Annotated in this window: 18 protein-coding genes and 1 tRNA gene; 8 read left to right on the plus strand and 11 right to left on the minus strand. The window is 70.0% G+C overall.

Features of this window, described 5'->3' with window-relative positions; genetic code table 11:
- Nucleotides 1-17 precede the first annotated feature (17 nt).
- Both ACAX67_RS10390 and ACAX67_RS10395 read left to right on the plus strand, forming a co-directional pair.
- Complete coding sequence (locus tag ACAX67_RS10390; RefSeq protein ID WP_370703774.1) at nt 18-701, plus strand: hypothetical protein; 684 nt, start codon at nt 18-20, stop codon at nt 699-701.
- The gene (locus ACAX67_RS10395) at nt 701-1,012 is read left to right on the plus strand and encodes a hypothetical protein (RefSeq protein ID WP_370703775.1); all 312 of its coding nucleotides are present in this window, start codon (nt 701-703) and stop codon (nt 1,010-1,012) included. The genes ACAX67_RS10390 and ACAX67_RS10395 overlap by 1 nt, the downstream gene beginning before the upstream one ends.
- Nucleotides 1,013-2,027: 1,015 nt before the next feature.
- Here ACAX67_RS10395 and ACAX67_RS10400 read toward each other — a convergent pair.
- Both ACAX67_RS10400 and ACAX67_RS10405 read right to left on the minus strand, forming a co-directional pair.
- Nucleotides 2,028-2,204 (minus strand): hypothetical protein, encoded by a 177-nt coding sequence (locus tag ACAX67_RS10400; RefSeq protein WP_370703776.1) that lies wholly within the window; start codon nt 2,202-2,204, stop codon nt 2,028-2,030.
- Between the two features lie 319 nt (nt 2,205-2,523).
- A complete protein-coding gene (locus ACAX67_RS10405) occupies nt 2,524-2,799 on the minus strand; it encodes a hypothetical protein (protein ID WP_370703777.1) in 276 nt (91 codons plus the stop codon).
- A 472-nt stretch (nt 2,800-3,271) separates the two neighbouring features.
- Here ACAX67_RS10405 and ACAX67_RS10410 point away from each other — a divergent pair, with 472 nt between their 5' ends.
- Together ACAX67_RS10410 and ACAX67_RS10415 are read left to right on the plus strand one after the other, a co-directional pair.
- On the plus strand, nt 3,272-3,829 hold the full coding sequence (locus ACAX67_RS10410; RefSeq protein ID WP_370703778.1) for a GNAT family N-acetyltransferase: 558 nt from the start codon (nt 3,272-3,274) through the stop codon (nt 3,827-3,829).
- A 397-nt stretch (nt 3,830-4,226) separates the two neighbouring features.
- Complete coding sequence (locus tag ACAX67_RS10415) at nt 4,227-4,823, plus strand: hypothetical protein (protein ID WP_370703779.1); 597 nt, start codon at nt 4,227-4,229, stop codon at nt 4,821-4,823.
- Between the two features lie 993 nt (nt 4,824-5,816).
- Here the strand turns inward: ACAX67_RS10415 and ACAX67_RS10420 are convergent.
- On the minus strand, nt 5,817-6,137 hold the full coding sequence (locus ACAX67_RS10420; RefSeq protein WP_370703780.1) for a helix-turn-helix domain-containing protein: 321 nt from the start codon (nt 6,135-6,137) through the stop codon (nt 5,817-5,819).
- 140 nt (nt 6,138-6,277) lie between these two features.
- Here ACAX67_RS10420 and ACAX67_RS10425 point away from each other — a divergent pair, with 140 nt between their 5' ends.
- The gene (locus tag ACAX67_RS10425) at nt 6,278-7,699 is read left to right on the plus strand and encodes a hypothetical protein (protein ID WP_370703781.1); all 1,422 of its coding nucleotides are present in this window, start codon (nt 6,278-6,280) and stop codon (nt 7,697-7,699) included.
- On the plus strand, nt 7,696-9,609 hold the full coding sequence (locus ACAX67_RS10430) for a hypothetical protein (RefSeq protein ID WP_370703782.1): 1,914 nt from the start codon (nt 7,696-7,698) through the stop codon (nt 9,607-9,609). The genes ACAX67_RS10425 and ACAX67_RS10430 overlap by 4 nt, the downstream gene beginning before the upstream one ends.
- 265 nt (nt 9,610-9,874) lie before the next feature.
- Here the strand turns inward: ACAX67_RS10430 and ACAX67_RS10435 are convergent.
- The 6 genes from ACAX67_RS10435 to ACAX67_RS10460 form a co-directional block, all read right to left on the minus strand.
- A tRNA-Met gene (locus ACAX67_RS10435) sits at nt 9,875-9,948 on the minus strand.
- Nucleotides 9,949-10,011: 63 nt separating this feature from the next.
- Complete coding sequence (locus tag ACAX67_RS10440; protein ID WP_370703783.1) at nt 10,012-13,029, minus strand: UPF0182 family membrane protein; 3,018 nt, start codon at nt 13,027-13,029, stop codon at nt 10,012-10,014.
- Nucleotides 13,026-13,574, minus strand: coding sequence for a PPA1309 family protein (locus ACAX67_RS10445; RefSeq protein ID WP_370703784.1), 549 nt, complete (start codon nt 13,572-13,574; stop codon nt 13,026-13,028). The genes ACAX67_RS10440 and ACAX67_RS10445 overlap by 4 nt, the downstream gene beginning before the upstream one ends.
- Before the next feature lie 23 nt (nt 13,575-13,597).
- Nucleotides 13,598-14,647, minus strand: coding sequence for a YlbL family protein (locus ACAX67_RS10450; protein ID WP_370703785.1), 1,050 nt, complete (start codon nt 14,645-14,647; stop codon nt 13,598-13,600).
- Nucleotides 14,648-14,691: 44 nt separating this feature from the next.
- Entirely contained in the window at nt 14,692-14,991 is a 300-nt protein-coding gene (locus ACAX67_RS10455; protein WP_370703786.1) for a hypothetical protein, read from the minus strand.
- A gap of 34 nt (nt 14,992-15,025) precedes the next feature.
- Complete coding sequence (locus tag ACAX67_RS10460) at nt 15,026-15,454, minus strand: molybdenum cofactor biosynthesis protein MoaE (RefSeq protein ID WP_370703787.1); 429 nt, start codon at nt 15,452-15,454, stop codon at nt 15,026-15,028.
- Between the two features lie 22 nt (nt 15,455-15,476).
- Between ACAX67_RS10460 and ACAX67_RS10465 the strand changes: the two genes are divergently transcribed.
- Nucleotides 15,477-16,832, plus strand: coding sequence for a zinc-dependent metalloprotease (locus tag ACAX67_RS10465; protein WP_370703788.1), 1,356 nt, complete (start codon nt 15,477-15,479; stop codon nt 16,830-16,832).
- On the plus strand, nt 16,829-17,392 hold the full coding sequence (locus ACAX67_RS10470) for an NUDIX hydrolase (protein ID WP_370703789.1): 564 nt from the start codon (nt 16,829-16,831) through the stop codon (nt 17,390-17,392). The genes ACAX67_RS10465 and ACAX67_RS10470 overlap by 4 nt, the downstream gene beginning before the upstream one ends.
- Here the strand turns inward: ACAX67_RS10470 and ACAX67_RS10475 are convergent.
- Both ACAX67_RS10475 and ACAX67_RS10480 read right to left on the minus strand, forming a co-directional pair.
- Nucleotides 17,369-17,917 carry a M48 metallopeptidase family protein gene (locus ACAX67_RS10475; protein WP_370703790.1) on the minus strand — a complete coding sequence of 183 codons (549 nt, stop codon included), beginning with the start codon at nt 17,915-17,917 and terminating at the stop codon, nt 17,369-17,371. The two genes, ACAX67_RS10470 and ACAX67_RS10475, sit on opposite strands and share 24 nt — an antisense overlap.
- 9 nt (nt 17,918-17,926) lie before the next feature.
- Nucleotides 17,927-18,976, minus strand: coding sequence for a PHP domain-containing protein (locus ACAX67_RS10480; RefSeq protein WP_370703791.1), 1,050 nt, complete (start codon nt 18,974-18,976; stop codon nt 17,927-17,929).
- Between the last annotated feature and the right edge of the window lie 31 nt (nt 18,977-19,007).

A 19,007-nucleotide genomic window follows, 5' to 3' on the forward strand; every position in this document is an offset into this window, starting at 1 on the left:
CGATGAGGCGTCTCGTCGTGTCCATCGCTGCGGCGCTGGTCGCTCTGTTCGGGCTGGTCGCGCCAGCAACGACGGCGATACAGCAAGCGGTCGGGCAGGTCCCGACCTACGTCTACGACAGCACCGCAACGCCGACGCCGGTGGTCGCCGACCTGCCGGCGCGCGGTCCACCTCGCATCACCGATGACTCCGCCGTACTGCCACCCGCCGTCGCTAATTCGTCGCGCGGCGCTTCCGCGCACCCGCAGTCGAGCTGGGCCTCGACCTACATCGCCTACGACCACCCCGTGCGGTCCGTCGAGACTGACAGCGGCAGCGGTACGACCTGGACGGCATCTGGCGATTCTGCCAGCGACACGCGCGTCGTTCCGACCGCGCGCGTTGCCGCAAACGCGGGTTCCAAGCTGCTGTCACCGAGTTCCCTTGCGGATGAGGTCGCCAGCGCCACTGGCGGAGTCCTCAAGACGAGCAAGAACGGCTTCACAGTCGAGATCCCCAATGGCAGCCGAGGGATCACTGTCCGCGTCATGGAGCGTGGTGGCGAGCGCACGAATTACAACCGAGCGAGCGTCCCAGGGAAGGCGACCTACACCGTCACGGGCGAGGCATCGACCGACGCGGCGCTCACTCACATTGACATTGGCGAATCGTCCTTCGACGACATCCTGTCGACCGTCCAGCGAATCCAGGGAGCTGGCTGATGACGACCACAGACGCCTTGTGGGGCGGTCAACTCAAATGCGTCGGCTTCGACCCGGTTACTCACGACCTAACGCTCGAAATCGAAGTTGTTAACCGGGGCGAGCGAACCACCTACCGCCTGGCCTGCTCCGGAGTGTCCGATCTCCGGTTCACCAACTCGATCCCGGAACCGTGGGCATACGCCGAGGTCACCGAAGTGCATGCCAGCAGGTCCGTCGAAGGGAAGTGGAAGATTGAGCTCGTCCTGTGGAGCGAGGACTGCGAGCTGCTCTGCACCTGCGAAGTGTTCGCAGTGACGGAGCAACCATGAGGCGCGTACTCCTTGTCCTACTCGCGATTCTGATCGGGTGGCTCGGGCTGCCGCACGCATCTTCGGTTACGGCATCGCAGCACTACACCTCACTCCAGCCTCCGACGGGCGGCGCGTAGACCGCGCCTACGGCTTCGGAGCCAAGTATCGGCTCACTCTGACAGAAGTGTCGGAGACATGCCTTGCGTGTGATCCTTAGCCCGGGCACATTGAGCCGTGTAACCGCTCACCAGTTCGAGTATTGTATATATAGACTATTGGCGGTGGGTATAGGTGACTCCTGGCCATCCTCGGCTGCCAGGTTCTCACCGGCTGCCTCGGGTGGCTGTTCCTGGATCGCCGAAGGGAAGACTTCCAGGCCTTCGCGATCATGTACTCCCCGGTCGTAAGACGCTGGTCGGGACCGTCTTGGCGTTCTACTTTAGCTCGCTCGGCGACTGACCTCACCCTCGCCTGGGTCCAGGTGGCTCCTACTGGGAGGGCATCGCGTTCGTGTGCGCACTCGGCTTGCGGGAAACCGGTGACGTCATGGTCCCGCGGCAGTCCGCACCGCTCCCCCGCCGCGACTTCGCGGTTGCAGTTCTCACTCATGTGGCCGGCGCTCCTTCCCGGGCAGGTGGTTCGTCCTCTCATCGTCGCTGACTGCGTCGCCGATGGTCACCGGCTTTCCACAGGCACCCATCGCCGTCCAATACGGCGCGGGATCGACGCCGCTGCGCCCGCACCCGCAAGAGCAGATTCGGTCGATCATCGGCACCGCGCGATCAGCGCATCCGGTTTTGTCGTGCTCGGGCACCGAACAGTTTCCATAGGTCACAGAGGCGCCTTCCTTACTGTCGCCGGGCGCGGCCGGGGTCGTGCTGATGCTTCACTGCTGCGCCATCCGCCTGCCCCGCCGAGGCGCCGCCGGCGGCGGTCCCCCGGGAGGGCCAGCTTGGGCGAGGCCGGCCGCCATCGTGACGCGGCCGTGCCCGGCGGCTTCCAGGGCAGCCGTCGCCGCCGGACTCAACTCAGATCAGGGCGCCTCGGCCGACGCCGGCTGCACCGGTGCGGTCACGGGCTGGGCTTGCCCTGCGAGCTCGGCGTTGACCTGGTCGAGTCGCTCTCTCGCGCTGACCAGGTCGGCGGCGAGGGGAAAGGGTCGGCCGAGCTTGGACTCGACGTCGGCGAGCACCCGGCTCGTTTCGGTCATCCATCGGCTGCGGCGTGTATGGGCAGCCCCGCTAGCAGTGGTGGTGTCCTGCGCCCGGTACGCCGTTGCCGCCACCCAACCCCCTTGCCCCGCGGCCATCAGGTCCTCCGGGCGGTTCGCCCGCCCGACCGTTCCCGACGCGCCGTAGGAGGCAGCCGCAGACCCGCCACCGGTGCCCGCCAGGGCGACCATCGTCGCCCCGGTGGCCAGCATCCCGACCGCTGCGCCGCGGAGAACGCCGGGGAGGAGCCCATCGCTGCTGGAGGCGCGACGAACTTAATCACGGTCGGCAACGCCAAGACGGCCATCAGGATAACTATCAGCCCGCAGATCGCGTTGAAGATCTGCTGTCGGTGTCCGCGCCGTCCGACAGCAGTCTGATCCCGACGCCGTAGACCAACGCGGCGACTGGTTTGTAGAGCACGAACCCCACAATCAGCATCCCGACCCGCTTGAACCGCAGCCAGCCTTGCGCACTCGCCGTTCCCGCGGCGGTCACTCCTTCGAAGGCGAGCAGTGTGATGATCGCCCCGCCGCGCACGATCATGAATATCACCTGCACGATCGAGCCCAAGTTCGCGAGCAGGTAGATCATCAGCAGCGCCCCGGATGCGCCGCCTCCCGGCCGCGAAGGAGAACAGCGCACTGGTCAGCGCCACGGAGGGCACTGGGTAATACAGGTGTCGCCCTATTTCTGGACAACCCTGAATCACAGCTTGAGGCAGGCGCGAATCCGTGTATGTCCAGTCCAGTCCGCCAGGTTCCACCACTATTCGAGCGAAACTTTCGTGGCACGCAATGCCTACAAACTGCCTACAGAGCATTCGCGAGAACGCAGTAGAGGCGGCTCCAGATTTCTCTGGAACCGCCTCTGACCTGGTCTTTCTCTTTGTCGGGTTCCCACACAAGGGTCTGACCTTGACGAACACGACCCGCCAACCCGGTCGGTCCCGCACTAACCACCTCGGCGTCCCCGATATGTCGATGTCGAGCCTTCCGTCGACACCAGGCCGGCCGCGGCGCGGCGGGAGGCTGCCCACGACGCTCGGTGCGACACCCTGGAAACCATGCCCACCGTCACCATCCGGCCAGCCCTCCCGTCCGACCTCCCGGACCTGTCGGCACTGGTGGCTACAGCGCTCCCCGAGCTCAAGCTCGTCAACACCACGCCCTGGTCGCGGCGGCTCGGGTCCGGCGAGCACTGGGACAGCAACCTCCTCCTCGTCGCCGTCGACCAGCAAGGCAGCCTCCTCGGCACCTGCTGGGCAGACTCCGCCATCTACCGCGACTACGGCTGCCCGGTGCCGTGGTGGTGCCTCAACGTGATCGCCGTCAGCCCCGTGACCCGCGGCCAAGGGCTGGGCAGCCGTCTGGTCGACGAAGTCATCGAACGCGCCCAAGCCGTCGGCGTGAGCAGCCTCTACGGACTGTGCGTTCCCGACGTCGTCGGCTTCTACGCCCGCCAAGGCCTCTCGGTGACAGCTCCCGGAGCGCGCCTGACCTCCGACGTCGCGCCCACTGACGCCCCCGACCAACCGCTGGAGCTCACCGCGCCCGAGGACCACTGCTGGTTCGTCACCGACGTCGGCACCACACCCCTCCCCCGGCTGTACCTGACGTCGTGAGACAGTCGACCCCCGAGCCCTACTGTCTAGTGGCAGGTAGACAGTAGACAGTGCCGGTAGACAGTAGGTGTCGCGCGGCTCCAGAAGGCCCCTACCAGCACACCGAGCGCAACACTCGCGGTCATCATCCTGCCAACGTTGGCAGCTTGTGGCACACGTCCTCCATGGGCAGTACTCCTACCGCGCGGGCCGCCGACACCAGGATCACCTCTCCCACGCCGCGCGTCTGTCGACGCTACTCGCAGGCACCTCCTGTGCGATCCGGCCCAGGTGCCGGACAGTTGCGAGAAGATCAGTCGACCGTTCCCCCACCCGAGAGGGCACCATGGCTCCCCCGGCCGGCCCCGGACAGCGCTCCGTGCTCAAGTCGCACTACGACCGCGTCCCCAACAGTCCGGTGGCCTACCTGGACGAGACCTACTCCCTGGAGGCCGGGCGACGTCGGTTCTACGTGATGGCTGCGGTCGTCGTCCTGCCGACAGACCTGGACCCGCTGCGCAACGAGCTCGACAACCTCGTTCCCGACGGCTGGTGGCACACCACAGAGGTGCTTCAAGCTGCTGACGGCCGCACCCGCACCCGCGAGCTCCTGCGGACCTTCCGCACCCCTGACGAGACCTGCATCGTCGTTGACAAAGTCGCCGTGGCCGACCACGACAAAGAAGGATTCCAGGCACGCGAAGCAGTCCTCCGCCGACTGCTGACGGTCCTCCACACCCCCGAAGGGGGAGTCCACCCGCCGGTCCGCCTGGTCATCACCGAAGAGCAGCGGGAGGCACGCAAGAACAACTGGGACCGCTCAGTCCGCAAGGCGCTCATCGAGGACCAGGCCATCGGCGCTGACATGAACATGGTGCACGCCTCCCCCGGGTCCGAGCACCTGTTGTGGCTCCCGGACCTGGTGTGCAGCGCCTACCGACAGAAGGCTTTGCATCAGCGGGGAGACCTCTTCAACGAGATCGAAGACCTGACTCGAGTCATCGAACTGCCCTGAAAAACAGCAACCCCCGGCTGCCGTAGCTACACCGGGGGCCAACCTCGCTCACGAACCTCTGGTAAGGAGCGGAAGCCTTGCTGCTTCGAGGATAGACAGTCCAAGCCCAGGAGTCCAGCGCAACCAGGGCCTGAAACCCGTGAGCGTCGTCACGCTCACACGCCCCGCCGACCAGCCGGTGCCAGCTTTGATCGCTCAGGCCACGTTAGCGGACCGGCGAGCCGCTGAGGACGCCGATCAGTGCTTGAGGCACGGTGTAGGCCACCCGAGGGCAGGAGGCACCCGCCCCCCACCCGCCGGAAGCCCCCGCCCTGTCCACCGGCAACGGCCTCGAGGTCCGCGGCCGTAAGACACGTCGTCAAGACTGCACTGAGCGCAGTCTCCGGCGCTCCTCTTACGGTTCAGTCCCCGATCGTCCAACGCCGGCACCTGCATTCCGACAGATGACCTTCGGCCGCCGCAAAAACAGTGAGGCCGGTCCGCCTCGGCGGGGCCCGGCCTCCGGGACCCCGTCCGCAGAGAGGGTCTCGTTGGTTGCCAAGGGCGCCCGTAGCGCCAGCTAGCCGCAAACGGTGAGCACCCTCAACGATCGCGACCGTGCGCGTTGGTCGGCTTCGGGCAACCCTGTTTCTGTGGCGCCCGTGCGACGCTCGCCCAGTCCTCGACGACGTGGGCACCAAGGTCATCGCCATCCCGTCGGCGGCACCCCCGACGCTGCCCGCCACCTCGCCGCCACCCGCACCCTGAACGACGCCCCGCGGACACCACTGGCAGGCAGTTGCGCAACAGGCTGTTGCGCAACTTCCGCCCGCCCCGCCCAGTTCGTCCAACAACCTGTTGGACACCGTCTGACCTGCAGTTATGGGAACCCAGAGCCACGCCAAGTCGGAAAACTGGAGCGGCCCTACGCGGAAAACTGGAGCAGCCGGCCGGCGGATCCCTGCGGGCTTGTACGGCGTACGGACCGTCGGGCGGCGTGTCCACCCAACCGAGCTACGCCGTCGCGTCCGGCAGTCCCCTGCCGTGCAGCCGCACCCGCGGCCACAGCGGCGTGTCGAGCTCGGCCGACAGCTGCGCCACGGTGGCGAAGTCCGGATACACGTCCCCGCGCAGCAGCGCATACATCGCTGAGCGCGACACCCCGGCCGCGTCGGCAACCTCTACCCGGGTGCGGCCCGAGGACTCCAACGCCTGCGCCAGCCGGCGCGCCACCTCCCGCGCCGCGAACGCAGCCGCCGGGGCGTCCTCGGCCACCTCACCGTCGAGGAACGCGCCTTCGATGAACGTCCGCGGCGAGTGTTGGGCCGGCCTCATGCCCCCAGCATGCCGCACCCGGCCGACCAGCTACCCGCGCCACACCTTGACGCGTGTGCGTTCTGGTGCACACCATCGAGGGACACCTGTGCGTTCTAGCGCACACCAGGCGCGGTCGGACGGGCCGGGAGGAGGCGGGCATGGCTGACACTCCCCCGACGCCCGCCACCCGCCCCACACCGGAGCAGGTCCTCGCCGGCGACCTGGAGGCCCTCGAGGCCACCACCGGAGCCCGAGTCCGCGCCGCACACGCCGAGCTCACACCGGCCGTCGCAGCCAAGGTCGCATCCTGGGCCCCGAACCTGACCGAACGAAGCCTGAGCAGCCGGCAGTGGGCCGCGTGGGCACCGCTGGTGCGTGCCGCCGTCACCCTCACGCGACCCCCGACCCCCACCGCGGCCGCCGCGCTGCTCGGCGACGCGTTGAGCCTGGTCGCCCACGCCGCCGCACGGCGCACCCCGCTGCGCTTGGAGTTCGTCTTCCGCGACACCACCGCAGCCGCCTACCTCACCTACGTGAACCCTGCGTCGGCCGCCACCATCCGCGGGCGCCTCACCACCCTGGTGGCCGCTGTCGCCGACCCGACCCGACACGACCCTGGGCCGGAGGACGCTGCGCTGCGCGACGCTGCACCGCCGAGCGCCACCAGCACCAGCACCAGCACCACGATCGTCACCGGCACGGTGGTCGTGACCGAACCGCTGCTGCTCGACCGGCCCATCGACCTGGCCGCAGTGACCACCGCAGGCCTCGACACACCCGCAGGCCGCGTCGCCCTTGAGGTGCTGCGCAGCATCCGCGGCCAAGTCCGCGTCGTCGAACCAACCGCGTTCACCCCAACGGACCGGCCGCGCGGCCGCGGCCGCGCCGTCCCCTACGGCGACGTCGAAGTCACCGCCCTGCTCGCAGCCGCAGCCTCGCTGCGCACCACCAAACGCCGCCTCCACACCGCTGCCGCCCTCTGCCTGGGCCTCGGCGCCGGCATCACCGGCGAACCAGCAGCCCGCCTCCGCGGCTCCGACATCCACACCGACGCCGACGGCGTCGTCGTCGTCACCCTCGACGGACGCGTCGTGCCGGTCCACGCCGCGTTCGCACCCGCCGTCGTCGCCGCCGCCGCCGCCGCCGGCCCGGGCGGCTGGGTCATCGGCGGCGGCACCGTGCGCCGCACCAGGATGGGTGACCTCGCCGAAGGACTCGCGACCCGCGACCCGCACCTGGTGCGCCTCAACTCCACCCGACTCACCGCGACCTGGCTGTGCCTGCACCTCACCGCCGGCATCCCGCTGCGCGACCTCCTCGAGGCCGGCGGCTGGACCAGCGCCGAACCCCTCACCGCCGTCCTCCCCTACCTGCCCGCCACCACAGCCGGCCGCCGGCTCCTCGCCGGGGCCGCCAACCCCGCAGCAGCAGTGGCAGCAGAAGCAGTAGCAGGAGCAGCAGGAGTAGTAGCGGCCGCTGACGAGGACCAGCAAGACCACGAACACGATGATGAGCAGCAACACGATGAGGATGTTGAACACGACGGCGTAGACCAGCAGCGCGGGCGGGTGGCGTCATGACCACCACCGGCATCGAGACCCCGCTGGAACCCCAGCTGAGGTTCACACCCGCCCAGGTCCGCGAAGTCGAGACCCTCATCGACGCATCCGGCATCGTCGCGCTCCTCGACCCGCTGCTCCCGACCGGCGGCCGGCCCCGCACCCTTCCGCTACGCACCCTGCTCGTCGGCATCGGACTGACCGCCGCCGGCAACACCGCCCTGTACCTCAACCGCATCCACACCATCCTCACCGCGCTCCCCGGCGCCGCCCGGCGACGGCTCGGCATCACCACCACCGACACCCGCGGCCGCGAACACACCCTCACGCTGCGCCAGGTCGAACACCTCTACGACCAGCTCGCCAAGCTCCTCGACGCCAGCCCCCACTTCCACGGCCGCCACCTCGACCACGCCGCCCGCACCGTCGCCGACGAACGGCTCCAGCTCCTCACCCAGCTGCTCCTCGGCGCCAGCCTCCCGCCGGAATGGACACCCAACGGGCACGTCGCCGTCGACGCCACCTTCATCGACGCCAACTCCCGCCCCGAACACACGCTGCGGAAGAAACAGATCAACAAGGCCGCCGCCCGCGCCGTGGCCGCCGGCCGAGCCCGCGACCTCGCATCCCTGCTCGCTGACGACTCCGAACTCGCGAAAGCGCTCGGCATCCCCGACTTCGGCGAAGACCCCGACATCGACGCCAGCCGCCTCAAACGCCTGCGCAAAGCCAGCCGACGCGTCGCCGACCCCGACGCCGCCACCATCGTCCACAAGCAGAACCTCCGCCACGCCTACGCCGCCCACCTCGCCGTCACCATCGGCTCGGAGAGCGACGTCGCCGGACGACTCGCGCACGAAGAAGACCTCCTCGCCGCCCTCGAAGAAGACCGCGACGTGCGGGTCACCCTCCCCGAACCCACCCCGCACCTCATCCTCGGCCTCGCACTGACCGCGTCCACCGCACCCGCCGCCGCGACCGCCGTCGACCTCACCCGCCGCATGACCGACGGCCCCCGCGCCCAAGCCGAGGCTGCTGACGTCGACGCCGGACTCGTCCCCGACCAGGCCGGGCTGCCGGCCGGCGACACCGTCGCGGACCGCGGCTACACCGAAGCCGTCCCCAGCGACTACCACCACCCGCTCCGCGCGATGGGCCGCCGCCTCGTGTTCGACCTCCACCAGAACCGACGCGGCGTGACCGGCACCCACCGCGGCGCCATCGTCGCGTTCGGCAACCTCTACTCCCCGGGCATCACCAACTACCCCGACCTGGTCACCAACGCCGCCCCCTCACCGTTCGCGGCCTGGGAGGAGTGGCAGCGCTACTTCCGCGACGCCCAGCTCCGCGCCGGGTTCAGGCTGAAAACCAACGGCCGCGCGGACACCGACGGCTACGGCCGGTTCGGCTGCCCCGCGCAGCGCCGCGGAGCCACCCTGGCCTGCCCGGTGCGCGACACCCTCGACCTGGTCGGCGGCCGCGGCCTGCTCGAGGTGTTCATCCCGCCGATCGAACCGCGCCCCGACGTGTGCACCCAGACGTCGCTGACCGTACCGCCGGACGTGACCGCGCGGTCGATGGACCTGGAATGGGGCTCCAAGGCCTGGTATGACTCCTACATCCGCCGCCGGCCTCGCGTGGAAGGCATGAACGGCATCATCAAGAACCCGACGTTCTCCGCGCTCGCGCACATGACGGTGCGGGTCCGCGGCCGCGCGAAGGTCGGGCTGCTCACCGTGTTCGCGGCCGCCATCACCAACCTGCGCGCCGGCAAACGGTGGCGCGCCGAGCTCGCGCGGGTCCGCAAGCTCAACGACGCCATCACCGGCGCGCGGAAACGGCGCACCCGGCGGCGCACCCACACCCTCGTGCAGCTGCTGCCCGCCAAGCACCGCGTCAAGAAGGAACCCGCAGCAGCTCGCGCGCCGTAGCCGGCCGCGCAACACCGCTCCCGAGTCCGGACCGCCGGACACCCCACACCTGCACAGTCCGCAGCGCAAGCCTGCCCGGACAGATCCACCAGGCCCTCACGACGACACCGTGAGGGCCTTCGTCATGCCCAGTCCGGCACGATCCAGCCCGGTCCGGGCCGCCGCAGCACGGTCCGGACCGGAGAACGTCAGAAGCCCGGCCCCGAGGAGTCTCGGTGCCGGGCTTCTGTAGGTGATCACGCCACCTTCTGTGGCCACCTGTTTGTAGCGGGGGCAGGATTTGAACCTGCGACCTCTGGGTTATGAGCCCAGCGAGCTACCGAGCTGCTCCACCCCGCGTCGGTGAACCCAACGTTACGGCATGGGGTGAGACCGCACCAAATCGCAGGGGCGCGCCGCGCATCACGGCGTCGCGGTCGGCTTCTGACCCGGTGCTCCCGGGTCGTCCATCAACGCGAGCGCGGCCTCGAAGTGTTCCTGGGCCTTGTCGATCAGGCGCGCCCACTTCGCGATGTTGCCGGCCGCCTTCGCCTCGTCAGCCTGCGTGAAGAAGCGGTCGGCGGCGTCGAGCTCCTCGGCGATCTGCTGCTTGACCGTCCCACCGTCGCCGTCCGGGTTGTCGTTGCCGTCGGGGTTGTCGGTGTTGTCGCCGTCCGGGTTGTCGGTGTTGCCGTCCGGCGGCGTGGTCGTCCCCTTGCTGACGCCCAACGAGTCCGACAGGGCCAGGGCGAGGTTCTCGCCGATCCCGACGTTGCCGTTGTAGCTGACGATGACGAACTGGATGATCGGATAGCTGGAGTCGCCGAGCGTCCGGACGGCGTAGACGGGCTCGATGTAGATCAGGCCGTCGTTGACCGGGAGCGTGAGGAGGTTGCCGTAGATCGGTGGCGTCTGGCCCGAGTTGGAGTACTTCAGCAGCTGCGTGCGGACGTCCTCGTCGGCGCTCATCGAGTTGGCGACCTGACCGGGCGCCGGAGCGTTGGGGTCGTCGAGCTCGAGCAGGTGGATCTTGCCGAACCCCTCGGTGTCGGTGGCATCGGAGTTGACCGAGGCGAACGACGCCACCGTGTCCTTGCCGCGCGGGGTGAAGACCGAGGTCAGGGACCACTCGCTACCGGAGCCGTTGACCGCCGGCGTGAACACCCGGTACGGCGGCTGGAAGCTGTTGGTGAGGTTCGGGTCCTTCGCGACCTCCCACCGCAGGCTGCCCTGGTAGAAGTCGCTCGCGTCGGTGACGTGGTACTTCGCCAGCTGGTAGCGCTGCACCTTGAACAGGTCCTCGGGGTAGCGCAGGTGCGCCATCAGGTCCGGCGAGATCGCCGACCTCGGCTTCACCGAGCCCGGGAAGACGTCCTCCCACGTCTGCAGGATCGGGTCGTCCTCGTCCCAGGCGTAGAGCGTCACGGTGCCGTCGTAGGCGTCGACCGTCGCCTTGACCGCCGACCGCATGTAGTTGATCTCGTCGGTCGGCACCGTCTGCAGTCCGGTGTTCTCCTGCAGCGAGTCGTCGATCATCGACTCGAACGACGCGCGCTGCGAGTTGGGGTAGCGGTCGGTGGTCGTGTAGCCGTCGAGGATCCACTGGATCCGCCCGTCGATCACGGCGGGATAGGGATCCCCGTCGACGGTCAGCCAGGGGGCGACCTGCTCGACGCGGGTCTGCGGGTCGCGGTTGTAGAGCACCTTGGAGTCGCTGTTGACTCGGCCGGACAGCAGGAAGTTGGGCTCGCCGAACTTCACCGCGTACATCAGCTGGCGGAAGGTGCTGCCGATCTCGACACCGCCCTTGCCGTCGTAGGTCGTCTTGTCCTCCGAGGCCTCGTCCTCCGACGTCGCGTCGCTGGGCAGCGTGAGCCCGAGCTCGACGTTGGGGTCGTCGGCACTGGCCTTGCCGACGATGGAGTACGACGGGCTCTGCTCGCCGTAGTAGATCCGCTGCTCGAACCCGCCGTCGGCCTCCGACAACGCGTTGTCGCTCTGCAGGCCCTCGGCCCACACGACCTTCCCGTTGCTGCCGGTGTCGTCGGTGGCGATCTCGTTGGCGTAGGCCGCGATGACGCCCTCGCCATGGGTGTAGACGGTGTGGAGGTTCGACCAGTTCTTGTCGTCGGCGTTGATGCCGCTCTGGTCGAGCTCGCGCACGCCGAGGACGAGCGGCTCGTCCTCGCCGTTGAGCTGGTAGCGGTCGACGTCGAGCACCGGGGCGACCGAGTAGTAGGCGAAGAGCTGCTGGCGCTGGTCGAAGGTGGCGTGCACCTGCTTGGGGTCGATGACCGGCACCTGCTTCAGCTGCGCGAAGAGCTGGTCGGCCGCTGCCTTCCGCTCGGCGGTCGTCTGGGTCGCGGTGGCGGTCTTGTCGGTGACGCCGGCGTACTTGTCGATCTCGACGGTGTCGTCGGAGATGTCGTAGGCCGAACGGGTCGCGTCGATGTTGTTCTGGATGTAGGTCTCCTCCTTGTCCGCCTCGGTCGGGTTGACCTGGAAGTTCTGCACGATGGCGGGCCAGATCATGCCGAGCAGGACGGCGGAGAGGACGAGCAGCGCGAGCCCGACCGAGGGCAGCTGCCAGGTGCGGCGCCAGATGTTGAGGAAGAACAGGATCGCGCAGATGACGGCGACCCCCATCAGGATGTTGCGCGCCGGCAGCAACGCGTTCTCCCCGGTGTAGTTCATCCCGGTGAAGAGGCTGTTGTCGTTGGTGACCAGGTCGAACCGGTCCAGGTAGTAGTCGACCCCCTTGGCCAGCACGAAGACGCCGAGCAGCACGGAGAGCTGTGCCTGGGCCGCGCCCGACAGCCGGTCGTGCTGCACCTGGAGCCGGATGCCGCCGTAGAGGTAGTGGACGACGGCCGTGGCGATGATCGCGACGACGGTCGCGGCCATCACGAAGTCGACGAGGAAGTGCCACCAGGGCAGGTCGAAGACGTAGAAGCCGATGTCCTTGTGGAAGTACGCGTCGGTCTGGTGGAAGGACTTGCCGTGCCGCCACAGCAGGTAGGTGCGCCAGTGACCGAGCGCCGACGTGCCGGCGAAGACGCCGACCACGACCCCGACGCCGGCGAGCAGCCATGCACGGATCGGCGTGACGGCGTCGCGGTAGCGGTCGACGCTGCCGTCGCCCCCGGGCAGCCGGAAGAGTGGGCGGAACCGGTAGGCGAGGTACATGCTCACCGTCACGGTCGCGGCCATCAGCAGGCCGAAGACGACGAAGAGGCCGACGCGGGTCCACAGCATGGTGCTGAACACCTGGCTGTAGCCGACCTCCTGGTACCAGAGCCGGTCGGTGTAGACCGAGGCGAAGGTGGTGAGGGCGAAGAAGCCCAGGATCAGCACGATCCCGGTGATCACCAGCGCGCGGGCGCGACCGCCGCGGCGGCGCGTCTCGATGTCGCCGGGCTCGTCGTCGAACAGCTCGCTCACGGTGTCTCCTCGTCCTCCAGGGTGGCGCGCAGCAGCGCGAGCAGGCTCGGCACCAGGTCGGCACCGCCCATCACCGACAGGTCGTCGTCGTGGGCCCGCAGGCGCAGGGCGCAGTACGACGCCCCGTGGCGGGTCACGCCCGCGACGATCCGGACCTCCTGGCGGTCCGGGTGCTCGCTGGCGAACTCCGCCGCCGCGGTCGGGTCGTCGGGGATCTGGCCGTCGGCCGCCGGCGGCAGCACGAGCCGCTCGACCACCGCAGCGCACCCCACGACGTCGTCGGGCCAGCTGATGGTGGGGAGGAACGCCTCGAGCTCCTGGTCGGCGGCCAGCTCCTCCTGCTCGATCGGCGTGATCGAGCCGCGCTCACGAGGCGTGTCGAGGCCGAGCATCCGGGCCAGGGCGGGCTCGCGCTCGACCAGCTCGGCGGTGTCGACCAGCGCGTAGAGCTTCGCCGGCTGGTCCCAGCCGGCGGCCGCGTGGTGCTGCTCGACCTCCAGCACGGCGGCAGCGAGGGCCGGATCGGTCTCGAGCTCGAAGTCCATGGCAGTCCCTGAAGTCAGCGCCGTCAGCAGCGCGGCAGCTCGGCGTCTCGGTCGGCGTCCCAGGCCTTCAACGACTCGACGGCGCCGTGCATCGTCGTGGCCTTGACCAGCTCCATGTCGGTGTCGACATCCTCGACGTCGTTGCAGTTGTCCTTCGGCACGAAGAAGAGCTGGGCGCCCGCGTCCTGGGCGGCCGCGATCTTCTGCGCGATGCCGCCGATCGGCCCGACCGTGCCGTCGTCGAAGAGCTCGCCGGTGCCGGCCACCGTCTCGCCGTCGGTGAGCGACCCCGGCGTGAGCGTGTCGTAGACCGAGAGCGAGAACATCAGCCCCGCGCTCGGACCGCCGATCGTGGGGTCGACCTGGATGGTCACGTCGAACGGGAAGTAGTAGCCCAGTCCCGGGGTGACGCCGATGCGCATCGCCCGGTCGCCCTGGACCACCGTCTCGACCGGCTCGATCTCCACGGTCAGTCGCTTGTGGTGGCGCTCGATGAGCAACGTCACCGGGTCGCCCTGTCCGTGCCGCTGGATGGCGTCGACGAGCTGCTGGCCGTCCTTCAACGGCTTGCCGTCGACCTTCAGGATCTTGTCGAGCACCCGCAGCTTGCCGTAGGAGGGCGAGTCCTTCTCGACGAAGGCGACCTGGATGCCCGTGGGCACCTTGTAGCCGAGCTCCCGCATCGCCACCGCGACGGCGGTGCCCTGGGAGTTGATCATCGAGACCTGACCCTGGCGCTCCTCGTCCTGCGCCGACTGGTCGTCGGGGTGGGCGCTGTCGTAGGGGACGACCGCCCGGTGCGGGTCGAACCAGGCGCTCATCGCCTCGAAGAGACGTTCCTTCTCCCCGCGGGGGGAGACCGACACCGTCGTGAACCGGATCTCGCCGTCGTCGCGGTAGGTCTTGTGGCCCACCACCTGGATGACCTCGGAGTCGTTGACGTCCTTGCCCAGCACGTTGAACGTCGGGCCGGGGCTGTAGACGGCGTAGGGCAGCGGCACCAGCAGCACCGCGACGAGCAGCAGGAACGTCAACGGCGCGGCGATGGCGAAGGCGGTCCAACGCTGCGTCATGGCGTTACCTTCTCACCCGACGCCAAGGCGCACGGGACCGGCTCTCAGGACGCCTGCCGGCCGCGCTCCGGCGGCTCCTCCGCCGCCGGCGCCTCGACCGGTGGTACGACGGCCGGCCGCACCTTCGACGGCCGGAGCGCCACACCCGTGGACCTGTCCGGCGCGCGACGCGCGACGGCGTAGCCCGGGCGGCGCTTCTGCTCGCGGCTCAGCGCCTCGCCGAGGCGGCGCGCAGCGGTCTCACGGTCGACCTCGCCCCGCCCCTCGCGGCCCCACCAGCCGACCCACAGCATCGTCACGAGCGTGACGACGGCCGCGGGCACGAGCCAGAGGAGGATGTCCACAGCGCGAGGGTACGTCGCCCCGCGGGCGGCCCGGCTACGGCGCGCCGACCCACTCCTCGGTGCCGTCGGCGAAGAGCTGGTGTTTCCAGATCGGCACCTCGGCCTTGAGGGTGTCGATGAGCGCGCGGCTGGCCTCGAAGGACGTGCCGCGGTGCGCGGACGTGGTGGCGACCACCACCGCGAGGTCGCCGATCGCCAGGTCGCCGACCCGGTGGACGGCCGCGAGGCCGCTGACGTCGTACTCCTCGGCGACGCGGGCACAGACGTCGTGCAACCGGTCGAGGGCCGTGGGATGGGCGGAGTAGGCCAGCCCGGTCACCCCCTTGCCGTGGTCGTGGTCGCGGACCCTGCCGACGAAGAGCACCAGCCCACCGGAGGCGTCGTCGTCGAGGCCGTCGACGACCTCGGCCACCGAGAGCGGGGTGTCCTGGATCCCGACGAGACGGACGGCTGGGTGGCTCACACGGGCAGAGTAACTTGGAGGCATGGCCAACGACCCCGAGCCCGACCCCGGATCCGACGAGGGGGCGGGCCAGCCCAACCCCTTCAAGGGCACGCCGTTCGAGCACCTCTTCGGCGCCGGCGGACCGCTCGGCGCCCTCGGTGGCCTGGGCGGAGCCGGTGGTGCCGGAGGCCTCGGCGGCATGGACCTCAACCAGATCATCGGCCAGTTCAAGGCCATGATGGAGCCTCACGACGGTCCGCTGAACTGGAAGGTCGTCAACGACCTCGCCCGCGCGGCCGTCGCCCAGCAGCACGACCCCTCCCCCGCCCGCCGTGACCACGACCGCGTCGCCGACGCGGTGCAGCTCGCCGACCACTGGCTCGACACCGCCACCGAGCTCTCCTCCGGCGTGACGTCGACCGCCGCCTGGAGCCGGGCCGAGTGGATCACCGAGACCCAGCCGGTCTGGAAGGTCCTCGTCGAGCCGGTCGCCGCGCGGTCGGTCGGCGGGCTCAGCAGCGCGCTCCCGCAGGAGATGCAGGCCGCGGCCGGCCCGCTCCTCGGCATCATCGGGCAGGCCGTGGGCGGCATGCTCGCCTCGCAGATCGGGCAGGCGCTCGGCGGCCTGGCCGGCGAGGTGCTCACCGCCTCCGACATCGGCCTCCCCCTCGGCGCCCCGGGCAAGGCGGCCGTCGTGATGACCAACGTCAGGGAGTTCGCCGAGGGCCTCGACGTGTCCGAGGACGACGTCCTCCTCTACCTCGCGCTCCGTGAGGCCGCGCACCAGCGGCTGTTCGCCCACGTGCCGTGGCTGCGCGAGCACCTGGTCGGCGCGGTCACCGACTACGCGCAGGGCCTCGAGCTCAACGTGAAGCAGATGCAGGAGCGCATCGAGGAGCAGATGCGCGGGATCAACCCGATGGACCCCGAGTCGATGGCCGGGCTGTTCGAGGGCGGGCTCTTCGAGCCGCCGGTCTCCCCGCAGCAGGAGGCCGCCCTGGGTCGGCTCGAGATCGCGCTGGCCCTCGTCGAGGGCTGGGTCGACGAGGTCGTCGGGGTGGCCACCGCCGAGCGGATGCCCGCGGCGGTCAAGCTCCGCGAGGCCGTACGACGCCGGCGCGCCGCCGGCGGCCCGGCCGAGCAGACCTTCGCAGCGCTGGTGGGCCTGGAGCTGCGCCCCCGCCGGCTCCGCGACGCCTCGACCCTGTGGGGCGGGCTGCGCAGCCGGTCGGGCGCCGAGGCGCGCGACGGCGTGTGGATGCACCCCGACCTGCTGCCGACGGCCGCCGACCTCGACGACCCGCTGAGCTTCCGCTCCGACGCCACGCCACCCGGCGAGATGACCGACGAGTCCTTCGACGAGGAGCTGCGCAAGCTCCTCGACGGCGAGCAGTGACGCTCCACGCCGACGCGCTCGCCACCCTGCGGGGCTGGGCGGCGCCCGACGCCGCCCAGGAGGCGCTCCGCGCCCGCTTCGTCGCGCACCTGGAGTCCGAGGGCGAGGGGATGTGGCGTTCGTCGTACCCCGACCATGTCACCGCCGGCGCACTCGTCATCGACAGTGCCGGCGAGCGGGTGCTGCTCAACCTGCACAAGAAGGCGGGTCGCTGGTTCCACTTCGGCGGCCACTGCGAGCCCGGCGACGCGACCCTGGCCGGGGTCGCGGCGCGCGAGGCCCGGGAGGAGTCCGGCATCGACGACCTGCACCTGGTGCCGGTGCCGGTCCAGCTCGACGAGCACGCCGTGCCCTTCTGCGACCCGCGCGGACCGGAGCACACCGTGCACCACCTCGACGTCCGCTACGTCGCGGTCGCGCCGGAGGATGCGCGGGAGCGCACGAGCGAGGAGTCGCTCGACGTGCGCTGGTGGCCCGTCGACGTGCTGCCCGAGCTGGAGCAGGGGATGGTCGACCTGGTCCGGATCGCGCGGGCGTCAGTCGGCGTCGCCGGCCGCTAGCTCGGTGCCGGGCGGCGGCTCGACGCGCGCGGCCTCCGACCAGCCGAGGAGGTAGCCCTTCGCCTTGTCCGTGTGCGGGTAGTGCCGGACCCATCCCCAGAACGCCTCGCCGTGCCCCGGTTCGAGCAGGTGCGCCAGCTCGTGCACGATCACGTAGTCGAGCACCCAGTCGGGCATCTGCTGGAGCCGCTCGCTGACCCGCACGGTGCGATCACCCGGGGTGCAGGAGCCCCACCGCGTGCGCTGGTTGGTGACCCACCGCACCGACGTCGGCTCCGCGAGCCCGCCGAGGTAGCGGTCGTTGAGCTCGAGGGCGCGCCGCAGCAGCGCCTCGTCCGTACGGCGGCCGCGCTGCTCGCGGCGCTGCAGCCGCTGCACCATCGTGCGCACCCAGTCGCGCTCCTCGGCGCGCGAGAGGTTGTCGGGCACGAGGACCACGATGTGGTCGTCCTCGACGTAGGCCGACACGGTCCGACGCCGCCGCCCGGAGCGGCGGACCTCGACCGGGGGCGTCGGCTCCGACATGTGGTGACGTTACCGCGCAGCCCACTCCAGGAGCCGCTCCACGGGCCACGTGTTGACGATGCGGTCGGGCTCGATCCCGGCCGCCTCCGCCCGCTCGCACCCCAGCTGGAGGAAGTCCAGCTGGCCCGGCGCGTGGGCGTCGCTGTCGATCGAGAACAGGCACCCGAGGTCGCGCGCGAGCGCGAGCAGCTCGCTCGGCGGGTCGCGGCGTTCGGGACGCGAGTTGATCTCGACGGCGACGCCGTGCTCGGCGCACTCCTCGAAGACCGCGCGCGCGTCGAACTGCGACGGCGGACGCTTGCCGCGGTTGCCCGTGACGAGACGCCCCGTGCAGTGGCCGAGCACGTTGGTCCAGGGGTTGCGGATCGCTCCGATCATCCGTCGCGTCATCGGCCCGCTCTCCGAGCGCAGCTTGGAGTGCACGCTCGCGACCCGCACCTCGAGCCGGCTGAGCATCTCCTCGGTCTGGTCGAGCCCTCCGTCCTCGAGGATGTCGACCTCGATGCCCTTGAGCAGCCGGAAGTCCCCCGGCAGCGCACCCAGGTGCGCGTTGACGGCCTCGACCACGTCGAGCTGCCGGGTGAGGCGCTCCGCGCTGAGACCCCGTGCGATCGTCAGCCGCGGCGAGTGGTCGGTGAGCACCAGGTAGTCGTGGCCGAGCTCGATCGCGGTCATCGCCATCTCCTCGATGGGCGAGCCGCCGTCGGACCAGTCCGAGTGGGAGTGGAGGTCGCCGCGCAGCGCGCTGCGGAGCTGCTCGCCCCCGGCGGCGGGCAGGGCGCCGTACTCCTGCTCCGCCTCGGCCAGGCGAGCCGGCACCCGGCCTGCGACGGCGTCGCTGATGACCCGTGCGGTGCTGGCACCGACGCCGGCGAGGTCGGTCAGCGTGCCGTCGCTCGCCCGCTGCGCCACCTCCTCGGCCGGCAACGGCAGGATCGCCCCGGCCGCCTTCCGGAAGGCCTGCACCTTGTAGGTGTCCGCCCGCCCGCGCTCGAGGAGGAAGGCGATGCGCCGCAGGGCGGCGACCGGGCTGCCGTCGTACGGATCGCCGGGATTCACCGCGACACTCCGAAAAGTTCCTCAGAAATGT

It is taken from the genome of Nocardioides candidus, assembly GCF_041321175.1.
GTDB lineage: Bacteria > Actinomycetota > Actinomycetes > Propionibacteriales > Nocardioidaceae > Nocardioides.